The organism is Hoeflea sp. (assembly GCF_039975035.1).
In the GTDB taxonomy this organism is placed as follows: domain Bacteria; phylum Pseudomonadota; class Alphaproteobacteria; order Rhizobiales; family Rhizobiaceae; genus Hoeflea.
On the sequence record NZ_JBDWHW010000171.1, the window covers coordinates 1 to 12,789 of the forward strand.

Sequence of the window (12,789 nt, forward strand, 5' to 3'; positions counted from 1 at the left end):
CTTCGGTCCCATTGAAGTGCTCAAGGGCGTCGATCTACACGCCAATCAGGGTGACGTGGTGTCGATGATCGGGTCGTCAGGATCAGGCAAGAGCACCTTCCTTCGCTGCATCAACCTGCTCGAGATGCCCAATTCGGGCAAAGTTACAGTGCATGGCGAAGTGATCAAGATGAGACAAAACGCCTTGGGTACCGCAATTCCGGCGGACCGGCGGCAGGTAGAACGCATACGCTCACGGCTGGCTATGGTTTTTCAGGGATTCAATCTGTGGGCCCACATGACCGTGCTTGAGAATGTCACGGCCGGACTGATCCATGTCCTCAAGCTGTCCAAGGCAGAGGCGAATGAAAAAGCAGATGCCATGCTGCATCGCGTCGGCATGTACGAACGCCGGGACTACTATCCGGCGCATATCTCGGGCGGTCAGCAGCAACGGGCTGCAATTGCCCGCGCGCTGGCCATGGAACCCGAGGTCATGCTGTTTGACGAACCAACATCGGCACTCGATCCGGAGCTGGTGGGTGAAGTCCTCAAGGTGATGCAATCGCTTGCGGAGGAGGGGCGCACGATGGTTGTCGTCACCCATGAAATGGCTTTTGCCCGTGACGTGTCATCCCGCGTCATCTTCTTGCACAAAGGACTGATCGAAGAGGCCGGCGAGCCTCGACACATGTTTGAAAACCCTCAGTCAGAGAGGTTCCGGCAGTTTCTGTCGACCACACGGAATTAGCAGAACCGGACCACACCGGACCACCAGGTCCGGCGCTGAGCGAATCGACGACGAACCACAATAAGGAGAACAGCAATGACGTTTACAAAGATCGTATCTGCCGCGCTTATGGGCGCAACCATGCTGATCGGCGGACAGGCAGTCGCTGCCGATACGCTGCGAATTGGCGTTGAAGGTGCCTACCCACCATTTTCCAAGAAGGAAGCGGACGGAACCCTGTCCGGCTTCGATATTGATATTGCCAAGGCGCTGTGCGCCGAGCTCAACCGTGAATGCGAACTGGTCGAGCAGGAATGGGACGGCATGATCCCCGCCTTGATCGCGCGCAAATACGATGCCATCGTCGCGTCGATGTCGATCACCGAAGACCGCAAGAAGAAGGTGAGCTTCTCGAAAAAGTATTACCAGACACCAACGCGCTTCATCGCAAAGAAGGGTGCGGACTACCAGTTCACTGAAGAAGGCCCAAAGGGTCTCAGGATCGGCCTTCTGCGCGGCACGACCTACCAGTGCTATGTTGAAAAGCATTTGCCCGACGCGGTTATCAGTCTCTACAGCAACCAGGAAGATGTTTACGCCGATCTCGCGGCCGGACGTCTTGACGCGCAAATTTCCAACTCGATCCAGGCAGTCGACGGCTTCCTGTCCACCGATGCCGGCGAGGGTTTTGACTTTATCGGCGGCGACCTCGATGACGCTGCCTGCCCCGGTGAAGGCGTCGGCGTTGCCGTGCGCAAGGACGATCCGCTGGCGGATGAAATCTCTGCAGCAATCGCAGCCATGCGGACCAATGGCACCTACAAGGCTGCCAACGACAAATATTTCCCGTTCGACGTTTACGGGAACTGAGCTGCGCCATCTGTGACGGCAGGGGGCAGCGGTTGCGTTGCCCCCTCGTTTGGACAGGCGCTGACTTTCAGCCGGAGAGGCCGATGAACGCTGTAATCGAATATCGGGAGGTCATACTCAGCGGCACGCTCGTGACCCTGGCGCTGGCGCTTTGTTCGCTGCTGCTTTCGATCATTTGCGGCCTTGCCGGTGCCTATCTCAAGATGTCTCAGTCCGCAGTGCCGCGGCACTTGGGGAATGCCTACACAACGCTGATCCGGAGCGTTCCTGAACTCGTCTTGATGATGTTGATATTTTACGGTGGCCAGGCTGCGGTGAATGCCTTGGGGACTACCACCGGCTGGTGGGACTATGTCGACGTCAACCAGTTCCTGGCGGGCGTATTAACGCTCGGCTTCATCTTCGGCGCATACATGGCCGAGACATTTCGCGGTGCTATCATGGCGATCCCGAAAGGCCAGCTAGAGGCGGCAGTGGCTGCTGGCATGAGCCCGCGTAAAATATTCACGGTCGTGACCTGGCCGCAGATGGTGCGCTATGTGCTGCCCAGCTTCGCAAACAACTGGCTTGTCCTGGTCAAATCCACCGCGCTGGTTTCGGTGATCGGCCTGCACGACTTGGTCTGGAACGCGGTCGCTGCCGGCAGATCGGTGCATCAGCTGTTCTCGTTCATGATCGCCGTTCTTGTCATTTATCTGGCAATCACTGCTCTCTCTGACATTGGGCTCAGATGGGTCGAGCGCAGATACAATGTCGGCGTTGCGAGGGGCTGAGGATATGGAACAGGACCGTACATTCTTCGACTACCTGCGCAGCTTTAGCGAAACATCGTCGCCGCTCGACTTCGTGCTGATCTATGATCATCTGGACCGCTTTTTCTATGGCGCACTGGTCACGCTCGAACTGACATTTATGGCGTTGTTCCTCGGCGGTCTGCTGGCCATTCCGATGGCAATCGCACGGGCCTACAAGACCCCGATTCTCAATCCCGCCATCTGGAGCTTCACCTATCTGTTTCGGGGCACGCCGCTGCTGGTTCAGGTCTATCTGTTCTACTACGGGCTGGGCCAGTTCGATGCCGTGCGCGAGAGCTTTCTTTGGGACCCGGTATTCAGCAGCCCCTGGTGGTGCGTGCTGATTGCCTTTGTGCTCAACAGCTGCGCCTACACCACGGAATTCCTGCGCGGTGCAATCGAGAGCACACCGGCGGGCGAAATCGAGGCCGCCCAGGCCTGCGGCATGTCACCTTTGACGCGGATGCGCCTGATCAAACTGCCCGGTGCATTCCGCCGCGCGCTGCCGGCCTATTCCAACGAGGTCATATTCACACTGCATGGCTCGGCGATCGCCAGCCTGGTCACCTTGCAGGATTTGCTCGGCGTCGGACGCTGGCTGAACGGCCGTTACTACCTTGCCTATGAAGGCTTCATCACCGCGATGGTGTTTTACATGATCATCGTATTCCTGATCACCCGCGTCTTCGCCTTTGCGGAGAAACGCTACCTGGGACATCTGCGCCCGCGCCAGACAGAGGTTCAACCCACTCTGGTCGCCCAACCCTGATTGCAAAGATTCGAAACCCTAATCCATTTCCCATCAATCCAGTGGGACTGCATGAGAGAGGAAAAACCATGGCCAATCCGAATGGCAAGAAGAGAGCGCTCATTGAAGGCAAGGCGGCGCTGATCGTCATTGATATCCAGCAGTCGACATTTGTGAAAAAGGAAGTGCGCTCGATCGATCACATGCCTGATTACGCAGAGCGGATGGCGCGCACCCGCATAGTCATTGACAAGGCCCGTGAGGCCGGTGTTCCGGTCATCTTCATTCAGGAAATCCATCGCGCAGACCTGATAGATTTCGGTCGCGAACTGGACGGTGACGAAGACGTCCATTGTCTCGACAGCAATCCCGAGACCGAAGTCGCTAAGGAAGTCCTGGGCTTCCGCAAGAATGACTATCTAATCCAGAAGCGCCGCTACTCGGCGTTTTACGGTACCGATCTTGAAATCCTGCTCAAGGGGCTGAAGGCGGAAACGCTGATCCTGACCGGCGGCCTGACCGATGTTTGTGTCCACTACACCTTCGCTGACGCTCATCAGGGCGACTATTTCTGCCGCGTCATCGAGAACTGCGTCGGCGGGTCGAGCCTTGAGGCACATGCGGCCTCGTTGCGGGCGATGGAGTATCTGCAAACCGGTGCCGTGCGCCAGATCGATGAAGTTCTGGAGGCGATTGGCGGGAAGGCGGCCGCCTAGCCACGGCATACCAACCGGCCTTCAGGGGCGATCAAATCCCTGGAGGCTTGCGGTGCCGAGCCTTCGTTGCCGAACCCCGCCCTCGCCAGAACTGTCCGAAACCGACATTGCGGAGATTACACGTACACATCAGACGTTCACCCGAAGAGATCGCTGCCAATCGCGCCCGTTATGAAGACCATCAGACCAAGGGCCTCGAGTTCGCTCCCAAGGCGCTGCCGTCCGTCAGCCAAAAGCCAGCGCCTGTTATCAGCGTTGAACGTGTCGTCCACAAAGAAACAATCCCGGGCGGGTGGTATTGGTCAACCCGCATCAACACCAACGAAATCCTGCGGGTAAGCCTAGATCAGGGCTTTTCTACGCTGGCTCTTGTCGCTTGGAATGCGGTTGATCCGGCCGAAAGGCTGAACATCCCGGACACTGTCAAGCTGCAGTGGACTACCGGGCTTGGCAAAGGGCGTGTGATATTTTCCGACATGGGCAAGGTCATGTTCTCGATTGTCGAGGATTCGTCCGGTGCGCATGACTGCCTGATGGGGGGCTCCACAAGCTCGTCGAACGCGAAGAAATATGCGGGATCAAACAGTGCCGGTATCCGAAACACGCGGGACAATCTGGTCATCCTGACGAGCAAGATCGGTCTCGATAAGCGTGACATCCCGGCGGCACTCGCATTGTTTGCTCCGGTGCGGGTCGATGCTGACGGAAACTTCCATTGGAAACCCGAACTTGTCAGCCCGGACGACTATATCGAATTGCGGGCCGAGATGGATATGATCGTGGGTTTCTCCAACTGCCCGCATCCGCTCAACCCAAGCCCCGCCTATCAGCCAAATCCGGTGACGGTCACCCGCGTCGTGGCAGCAGAACCTGCAGCTAGCGATCTCTGCCGAACCGCTACCGCCGAGGCTGTTCGCGGGTTTGAAAACAACGTGTTCGCATCCACCTAAGGGAGATACTCCATGTCCAGCTTCATCACGACCTCTCCCTCCCGCACCCAGGTTGATGCTGTGGAGGTCCACGACATTCCGGCCGAAGCGCCATTCTCGACAGTCATCAAGGCCGGACAGATTGTCCGGATCGAGGACAGCTACGGCCAGCAGGCCATTGACACGTTGTTCTACAATGCCTCGGATTTTTCGGAGCGTTATTCCAATCAGGACACGATGCGCGAACAGGGGGCAGCCTATATCTCCACCGGAACGAAGGTCGTCTCCAACGAGGGCCGCGTGATGTTGACCGCATCCCGAGCAGCTTTGGGGTATTTGAGCGCCACGTTCTTGACCGGATTGTCGAAAGCGCTTTGCGTGGCTGCATTGCTGAAGACCGGTTTGATCACCCCCATAAACCCGTTCTGCAAGGTGTTCTTCGCAATCGATTTCTTGCTGAAATCACGATTGCTGTCGATGATTTCCCTGGCCGTCAGATGGGACGGTTTATCCTTATGCTTGCTGGGCCAGAACTGCACCAAATTGATGAAAGCCTGAAGATCGGTCGGCGTGTAGCGATCGATTGGGTGATCGCCAATTAGTTCCACGAAAAGGTTCAGGCGCATCTCGGCTGTCTTGATGTCTTTGCTGGGCTTTCCCATCGCATCGACCCGTTGCGCGAGATACGCACTTGCAGCGGTGCTGAACAGCGGCTTGTCGGACGGCTCGCGCTCTACGTATCGCCGATCCTTGTCGACCTCCGTTTTAACATTCGCATTGACGAGTCCGGCCCACGCACTGATTTTGCCTTGGGCTTGGGTTCCGCTCATAGGTGGCGTTGTCGTGATCGTATTGGGATCATTCTGGATTCTGTCGACCAAGTGCTTGGCCAGCAACTCGGGATTGTCGCCATACTCCTTGTCATAGTCTTGGCCGGCATCCTTGCGGGCCTTCTCCTGGCCGATTCTCACAAGCCCGCGCATCATCGCGAAGTTGCGTGCCTGTTCAGGGGGTGCAGAGGGATTTGGTTCACGAATGTCATAGAGCGCGGATTTAAGGAGCATCGTGATGCCGAGCCAGGCTCGCTGGCTCGAATCAACCGCATTAGAAGAGTCCTCTTCGGCAAATCCCAGCATGTCTTCCATCAGCGGCCAGAATTCAGTTTCATCGCCTGCGTCCATGCCAATCTCGATCTGTTTGAACTTCTCTCGTGCGATGGCAGCCAATTGATCGGCGATCCTGCGTGCCTCGGCTTTGGGGATAACCCCGAGGCCAATCCGGATGGGGCGCTTGCAGTCATCTGCGATGGTTTTGGGCAGTCGCATCTGAAACATATAGGCCGAACCGGTTTTAATCAGGTAAAGGCCGGGGGAGGGGCGTGAGTGGGTCGTCTTACCCTGCTTCGCGGAAATCATTTCCGCGTTTTCGGATGATACTCCCGACGATACATGGAACGATACATTTCGAGCGTTTGACATAGGGAACGGCCCTTGATTTGGGCGGCCCGCCTCAAAATATGCCGATCTATCAAAAGTTTAGGAAATCCCGCGTTTGGTACCCCGAAAAGGGTGGCGGAGAGGAAGGGATTCGAACCCTCGATACCCTTCCGGGTATACTCCCTTAGCAGGGGAGCGCCTTCGACCACTCGGCCACCTCTCCGTTGTGCGTCTGTTACCTTAGCGTGGCCACGTAATCAACCGGAATTCAGGCACTAATTCATTGTTGGTTGTGACTTGTGCCACGGTTGGGGTGGGCAGCCACCCCAAACTTCCGCGGCCAGTGTCCATCCGCGTCTGATTTTGCCCGCATCTCGGACGCCTTCGGACAAGACCTGTGGCGTTCAAGCCTGAATCCGCGCGTCATGCCGACCAGCAGCCATGTGCTTTGACTTGTCCCGCAGTATCACGTTGGCTGCGGCCACTCCTCCTTCTTTTCCGAGTGGCTCTGGTCACAAGCGCGAAACCGGAGGTCAAGGCGATGACTGTTGCCGTCATGTGGAGATCGGGCGCATCCCCGGTCCATGCGCGTAGTCTATAAAGTCTCCACCTGATCGCGGGCCGCTACATTCGATTCCCCGGACAATGAAGGTAAGGAGGCGCCAGCATCGCCACGGACATCAGGGGTGACGATGATTCTTTGCCGACCCCCGGAACTCGCAGCGATTCCCTGGCCTCGGCTTGGGCAAATCGGGCGATTCAGCCTGAATTCCCTAACGACAAGTAAACAAAACAATCTGGCGGCGCGGATTTCGTGTCATTTGTGCAACAGGGTCAGGTGAAGGCGTGGCGCTTACCGTCCGAGCGGTGTGATCGGCGTTGCGCGGCCCGCGCTGGTGAGTATGTTCAGCTTCGAAGCCAAGGCGATTAGTCGTCTGTCTTCTTCCATTGTGGGGATGGGACAGGAAGTACTGTCCTTCAGCGACAACCCAGACCAACTAACTTTTGACTGGAGGTCAGAACATGAACATTAAGAGCCTTCTCCTCGGCTCCGCAGCAGCTCTCGTTGCTGTATCCGGCGCTCGCGCCGCAGACGCCATCATCGCAGCTGAGCCTGAGCCCGTTGAATATGTCCGCGTTTGCGATGCATTCGGCACCGGCTACTTCTACATCCCGGGCACAGAAACCTGCCTGCGCATTCACGGTTATGTCCGTTATGACATCGGCGCTGGCGACCTCTTCGCAATGACTTCGGGCACTGGCGAAGAGACCTATTTCAAGCGCGCTCGTTTCTCGTTCCGGGTTTCGACCGCTTCGGAAACCGAACTGGGTACCCTGCGCACTTATGTAGAATCTCGCTGGCAGTATGACGCCAACGGTGCAAGCAATGCTGCTTGGAACGCGCCGAACAGCCTGCGCGGCTACACCAACGACAATGAATTCACGGTCAACTTTGCCTGGATCCAGCTCGGTGGCCTCCGCGTCGGTAAGGATGAATCGCTGTTCACAACCTTCACCGGTTATGCTGGTAACGTCATCAACGATGGTTCGTACGGTCCTTTCGACACGAACCTGATCAGCTACACCTATAATAATGGTGCTTTCCGCGCTGCTATTGGTGTTGAAGAAGGCGTTAGCAACACTTTTAACACTGTAACCGGCGCGACCACAGGTTGGGGCATTGACGACTACATGCCGCATGTTGTTGCTGGTGTTGGCTACAATGCCGGCATGTTCGACCTCAGCGCTGTTGTCGGCTACGACACACGCGATGATTGGACCACGCCAGGCGGTACCGGCAATGCCCTTCTCGGTATTCTTCCTACAGCCCCTGCCCTGCAAGTTGTCGGCGGTTGGGCTGCCAAGCTCCGTGCAGACGTGACCTTGAGCGATCAGGCTTCGCTGTTCGTAATGGCCATGTATGGTGAAAACTCCTCGGCTTACACCACTTGGGCCAATGGCTTGGCAACTGACGAAACATGGTCGGTTATTGGTGGCGGTAGCTACCAGGCAACCGACAAGGTTACCTTGAATGCTCAGGTCCAGTGGATCGAAAGCAACATTGCTGCTAACTCCGACGCATGGTCGGTTGTTGGTAACCTGAACTACACTGTTGTTCCGGGCCTCGTGGTCACTCCGGAATTTGTTTACGCCGACAGCGGCGTTGCAGGTACCGACGGCGAGTTCGGCTTCTACGGTCGCGTACAGCGCTCGTTCTAATCAAACCTCGGTTTGATCAGACAGAACCCGGCAGCTTTGGCTGCCGGGTTTTTTCGTTCAAAATGCCTGGCGTCCACGCCTGTCGCGGCAGGACTGTCTGGTCTTGTCCCGGAATTCGGCAATCAGGTCCATCCTCGGGCTCCAACCCGCGCATGACGCAAAACCCGCTGGCCTGAGCGGGACCATTCATCCGGTTTTTGGATTGGCCTGTCTTGAGCAAGGATGCTAGGTTCGAGCCCATCTGAATATGATGGAGACCTCATGCGGAATTGGAAACTCTGGATATGGCCGGGACTGGCGGCTGTAGGCTGCCTCACGGCTCTGGCGATCTGGTTTGAAGCTTCGGCTGTCGAAAGGGACCTGCAAAAGCGGACGTCGATTGCACTCCGGCAAAACCATGCCTGGGCGCAGGTATCGCTCAAGGGACGCGATCTGACGCTGACCGGCATAGCGCCTGATGAAGCCAGTCAGATCAAGGCTCTCGACATTTCCCGTCAGATCTATGGTGTCAGAGTTGCGAAAGACAATTCCACCTTGCTGCCGGAAGAAAAGCCCTATCGGCTGACGATCGAAAAGACCGCCGACGGCGTCATCCTGAGCGGCTTCGTCCCAAATGAATCCGCGCGCGCCAACATCACCACCGTGATTACCGGAATGCTTCCGGGAATTGCGATTTCCGACCAGATGAAGCTGGCGCGCGGCGCGCCTGCGAATCTTGTCGACATGGCCGGCTATGGGCTGGCCGTGTTCCCGAGGTTGTCCACCGGGGCGCTCGACATTACCGACCGGACAATGTCAATCAGCGGCCAGGCGCTTGATCCTGAAGATCACGAGATAGCCCTCCAGGCGGTTGCATCGATCCCGGATTCGGCCGGGACGGTAACTGCGGTCGACATCAAGCCCGCCGCAGCGTCGGGTGATTACAGCTGGTCCGCGTCGATAGGGCCGAGCGGGGTGATGCTCGATGGCTACGTGCCTGATCAAGCAACCCGCGATACAATACTCGCGCAGGCAAACGCGAATGCGCGCGACCTGACCGTTGAGAACCGGATGCGGTTTGCGTCCGGCGTTCCGGCCGGTGTCGACTGGCAGGCGGCTGCGGTTGACGGGTTGTCGATACTGGAAGATCTGGCCGAGGGAACCGCGACTGTTCAAGGCAATGTGCTCAATCTCAACGGGCAGGCGATTGACGCGGATGCCTTCCGACGGATTCAGAATACGCTTTCCGCCGGGCTCTCGAATGGCCTGGTGCTTGGCACAGCAGACATCGGAGTGGCCAATGCGCCGCATTTCGAATGGACGGCGACGCGCAGCGGCGATGCGGTTTCGTTCGCGGGATCTCTGCCGAGTGAGAAGGTGCGGTCCAGACTGCTGGAGATTGCCGGTTTGAAGTTCGGAAAACTGCAGGTCAACGACGCGCAGGAAATTGCGTCCGGCGCGCCGGACGGATTCGAGGCGGCGGTGCAGACGTCCTTGCAGGTTTTGAGCAGATTGAATGACGCCGAAATACGTATTGTCGATGGAACCGTTTTTATTCAGGGGATTGTCCTGAACGATGTTGCTTCGCACGATGTGGAACGGCTTCTGGCCGATGGGTTGCCGGAAGGATTTACCGCCGAGCAGCGAGTTGAGGTGGCGGCGGTTCCCGACAGCGTATTGCCAGCATCTGACTGTCAGGAAGAACTCAACCGCTTGGCCGCAACCAATACCGTGTTGTTTGAAACCGCGGAAGCGGCAATTCAGGATCATTCCTTCGGATTTCTGGATCGTATTGCCTTCACAGCACGTCAGTGTGGCGAGGTCCGGCTTGAGATAACGGGTCATACCGATTCCGATGGCTCCGAGGCTGACAATCTGGCGTTGTCGGAACGGCGGGCAGCGGCGGTGCTGGATTTCATGATCGCCGCCGGTGTTTCCGCGGACCGCCTGGTTGCCATCGGTTATGGCGAAAGCCGACCGTTGGAAAACAACGAAACCGACGCGGGCAAGGCGGCCAACCGCCGAATTGAATTCCGCGTTCTCGATTAACGGGACACCACCCGGGGGGACATCTTAATGTGGTATATGTTTACTCATCTTTGGCTCTGGATTTTGTGCGCATTTGTGATCGGTGCGCTGGTGGGGTGGAAGACATGCGGCCGCAAGCGGACCTGATGGCTGGACGCGCGTGCTAGGAGTGGAGAAATGACCATGTTTATTTTGCAGACGCTGTTGTTCATCGCGGTGGTATTCGGGTTGGGATGCCTGTTCGGGTGCTGGCTCAAAGGCCGGTTTGGCGGTGAGCATCATCACTCGGGCTCGGCTGCGGCGATTACCCACGAGGGCGCGGCCCGGACCTCGACAGCTGGTGAACTGGCGTCATCAAGACCGCATTATGAACCATCAACTTCGCCGCAGTCTGCGGCTGCATTGACGACGAATACCAAACCGGAAGCCAAACCCGAACCAGAAGTTAAACCTGAACCGGAAGTCAAACCTGAAGCAAAGCCTGAACCTGAACCGGTGGCGATCGCGCGGGATGCGGCGACAGCTTCACCGGCCAAGAAGGCGACAAAGCCAAAAACGCCGAAAGCTGCTGCAAAATCGGCAGCATCAAAAGCGGCCAGTTCGAAGCCACGGACGGCAAAACCAATAGCTGCAAAGGCTGCGGCGGCGAAGCCGAAGGGCACGGCAGCAAAGCCTAAGGCTCCCAAGACCAAGCCGGCAGTGGCCGCCGTTCCCGATAATCTCAAACAAATCAAGGGTGTAGGACCGCAGATCGAGGCCAAACTGAATGCCGCAGGGATCAACAGTTTCGCCCAGATTGCGGCCTGGACCAAGAAGCAACAGACCGAATTTGCCGAGCAGTTGTCATTTGCCGGGCGCATCGAGCGCGAGGATTGGGTGAGCCAGGCCAAGATTTTGGCAAAGGGCGGCGCGACCGAGTTCGCCAAGCGCGTTGCCAAGGGCGAAGTCGTCAGCTCGGCTGACACCAAGCCCAAGCGCGGCGGCAGGAAATAGCATCGACCGGTTGCCCCTTCACGCGGCGCCGGTCGCAAGCGATTCACTTGTGGTGCTGCCTGTCGACCGAGGCAAAAAACTGGCTCAGTATTTGCGGAATCCCCGACAGATGCAGGATCGGTGCGTGGCCGTGTCCGGGGATCGTAAAGGTCTGCAGGGACGGGACGCGGACTTTCATTGCCATCAGGGTTTCGTGGGAGAGCAGGGTCGAATGCTCGCCCCTCAGCGCCAGCAGCGGCATGGCTCCCAGACCTTCGAATTGCGGCCACAATGTCGGCAGCGGCGTGTTCAGATCAACGCCCTTGAGACCGCCAAGCAAAGCCGGATCATAATCCGGCACCAGCTTGCCGTCTTTCTCAACATAAACGGCTCGGGCGAAATCGGCCCAGTCGGCGTCTGAAAGGGCTGAGAAACTCTTTGTATGGGCCTGGGCGAGGATGTGCGCCGCCTCGTCCCAGGTGTTCGGTTTGGGCATGCGCGACAGATAGGCCTTGATCTGGGCCAGACCGGCGCCATCAACAACCGGTCCGATGTCATTGAGCACACCGGCCACCATGGCGCCGGGGCGCATGGCCGCCAGAACATGCATGATCAGACCGCCGCGTGAGGTGCCGATGAAAATGGCATGCTCAAGTCCCAGAGCGGCCATGCCGCTGAGCACATCCTCGGCCTCGATAATGATGGTGTAACGGGATGCATCCTTGTCCCAGCCAGATTGGCCACGCCCCCGGTAATCGAAACTGACCACGCGGCGGGGTGTGTTTTCATCGCGTGACAGCAACAGCGCCAGATCATGGAAATCGCGGGTGTTGCGGGTCAATCCAGGAAGGCAGACCACCGGCAGGCGGCCCCGGGTGGCGGGATCATGTCGGCCATAATCGGCGGCATGCAGTCGCAGCCCGTCGCTGGTCGAGAAAAACACATCTTCATAATGGACAGGCGCCGGTCTGTCCGCCGCGCCGGTCTTGTTATCCGCCATAGTCAGGTCCTGTACTCGTGCTTGGTCACAAAGATCATGGCTATAGCGCATTTTCGATGCAGTGTGACAGATCTCATCGGCGGCCGAACCTGAGATCCTGCTCGATACCGGCCGGTTGACCCAGCCGCGCCTTGTAGACCTGGTAATTTTCCATCACACGCTGGACGTAGTGCCGGGTTTCCGTGAAAGGGATCATCTCGATCCAGTCGATCACTTCAATAAGCGGGCGGCCTCTTGGATCGCCAAAGCGTTCGATCCATTGAGGCACACGTCGCGGACCCGCATTGTAGGCGATGAAGGTGAGGATGTAGGAACCGCCGAATTCGTCGATCTGTTCGCCGAGAAAATGCGCGCCAAGCGTTGCGTTGTATCCGGCGTCCGAAGTCAG

The 12,789-nt window shown here is 57.7% G+C and carries 12 protein-coding genes, 1 tRNA gene and 1 pseudogene; 10 read left to right on the forward strand and 4 right to left on the reverse strand.

The window, feature by feature from the left end; genetic code table 11:
- The 7 genes and pseudogenes from ABJN75_RS15690 to ABJN75_RS15720 form a co-directional block, all read left to right on the forward strand.
- On the forward strand, positions 1 to 730 hold a 730-nt coding region (locus tag ABJN75_RS15690), incomplete at its 5' end, for an ATP-binding cassette domain-containing protein (protein WP_348440521.1).
- A gap of 75 nt (positions 731 to 805) precedes the next feature.
- Positions 806 to 1,579: a transporter substrate-binding domain-containing protein gene (locus ABJN75_RS15695; protein ID WP_348440522.1), complete on the forward strand. Its 774-nt coding sequence runs from the start codon at positions 806 to 808 to the stop codon at positions 1,577 to 1,579.
- Between the two features lie 83 nt (positions 1,580 to 1,662).
- Positions 1,663 to 2,352, forward strand: coding sequence for an ABC transporter permease subunit (locus tag ABJN75_RS15700; protein ID WP_348440523.1), 690 nt, complete (start codon positions 1,663 to 1,665; stop codon positions 2,350 to 2,352).
- Positions 2,353 to 2,356: 4 nt separating this feature from the next.
- A complete protein-coding gene (locus ABJN75_RS15705) occupies positions 2,357 to 3,142 on the forward strand; it encodes an ABC transporter permease (protein WP_348440524.1) in 786 nt (261 codons plus the stop codon).
- A 68-nt stretch (positions 3,143 to 3,210) separates the two neighbouring features.
- Positions 3,211 to 3,837 carry a cysteine hydrolase gene (locus ABJN75_RS15710; protein WP_348440525.1) on the forward strand — a complete coding sequence of 209 codons (627 nt, stop codon included), beginning with the start codon at positions 3,211 to 3,213 and terminating at the stop codon, positions 3,835 to 3,837.
- Between the two features lie 107 nt (positions 3,838 to 3,944).
- Complete coding sequence (locus ABJN75_RS15715) at positions 3,945 to 4,787, forward strand: urea amidolyase associated protein UAAP1 (protein ID WP_348440526.1); 843 nt, start codon at positions 3,945 to 3,947, stop codon at positions 4,785 to 4,787.
- 12 nt (positions 4,788 to 4,799) lie between these two features.
- Positions 4,800 to 5,075, forward strand: a pseudogene (locus ABJN75_RS15720) (urea carboxylase-associated family protein); the annotation flags it as partial.
- Here ABJN75_RS15720 and ABJN75_RS15725 read toward each other — a convergent pair.
- Positions 5,024 to 6,181 carry a hypothetical protein gene (locus tag ABJN75_RS15725; RefSeq protein WP_348440532.1) on the reverse strand — a complete coding sequence of 386 codons (1,158 nt, stop codon included), beginning with the start codon at positions 6,179 to 6,181 and terminating at the stop codon, positions 5,024 to 5,026. The pseudogene ABJN75_RS15720 and the gene ABJN75_RS15725 sit on opposite strands and share 52 nt — an antisense overlap.
- A 154-nt stretch (positions 6,182 to 6,335) precedes the next feature.
- Positions 6,336 to 6,425, reverse strand: a tRNA-Ser gene (locus tag ABJN75_RS15730).
- A gap of 800 nt (positions 6,426 to 7,225) precedes the next feature.
- On the opposite strand from ABJN75_RS15730, the gene ABJN75_RS15735 reads away from it, so the two are divergent.
- The 3 genes from ABJN75_RS15735 (at position 7,226) to ABJN75_RS15745 (ending at position 11,422) form a co-directional block, all read left to right on the forward strand.
- Positions 7,226 to 8,422 (forward strand): porin, encoded by a 1,197-nt coding sequence (locus ABJN75_RS15735; protein ID WP_348440527.1) that lies wholly within the window; start codon positions 7,226 to 7,228, stop codon positions 8,420 to 8,422.
- A 261-nt stretch (positions 8,423 to 8,683) separates the two neighbouring features.
- On the forward strand, positions 8,684 to 10,450 hold the full coding sequence (locus ABJN75_RS15740) for an OmpA family protein (RefSeq protein ID WP_348440528.1): 1,767 nt from the start codon (positions 8,684 to 8,686) through the stop codon (positions 10,448 to 10,450).
- Between the two features lie 156 nt (positions 10,451 to 10,606).
- On the forward strand, positions 10,607 to 11,422 hold the full coding sequence (locus ABJN75_RS15745; RefSeq protein ID WP_348440529.1) for a hypothetical protein: 816 nt from the start codon (positions 10,607 to 10,609) through the stop codon (positions 11,420 to 11,422).
- A 43-nt stretch (positions 11,423 to 11,465) separates the two neighbouring features.
- Here the strand turns inward: ABJN75_RS15745 and ABJN75_RS15750 are convergent, their stop codons facing one another.
- Together ABJN75_RS15750 and ABJN75_RS15755 are read right to left on the reverse strand one after the other, a co-directional pair.
- Complete coding sequence (locus tag ABJN75_RS15750) at positions 11,466 to 12,401, reverse strand: alpha/beta hydrolase (protein ID WP_348440530.1); 936 nt, start codon at positions 12,399 to 12,401, stop codon at positions 11,466 to 11,468.
- 73 nt (positions 12,402 to 12,474) lie between these two features.
- Positions 12,475 to 12,789: transglycosylase SLT domain-containing protein (locus ABJN75_RS15755; RefSeq protein ID WP_348440531.1), on the reverse strand; the 315-nt coding region annotated here is incomplete at its 5' end.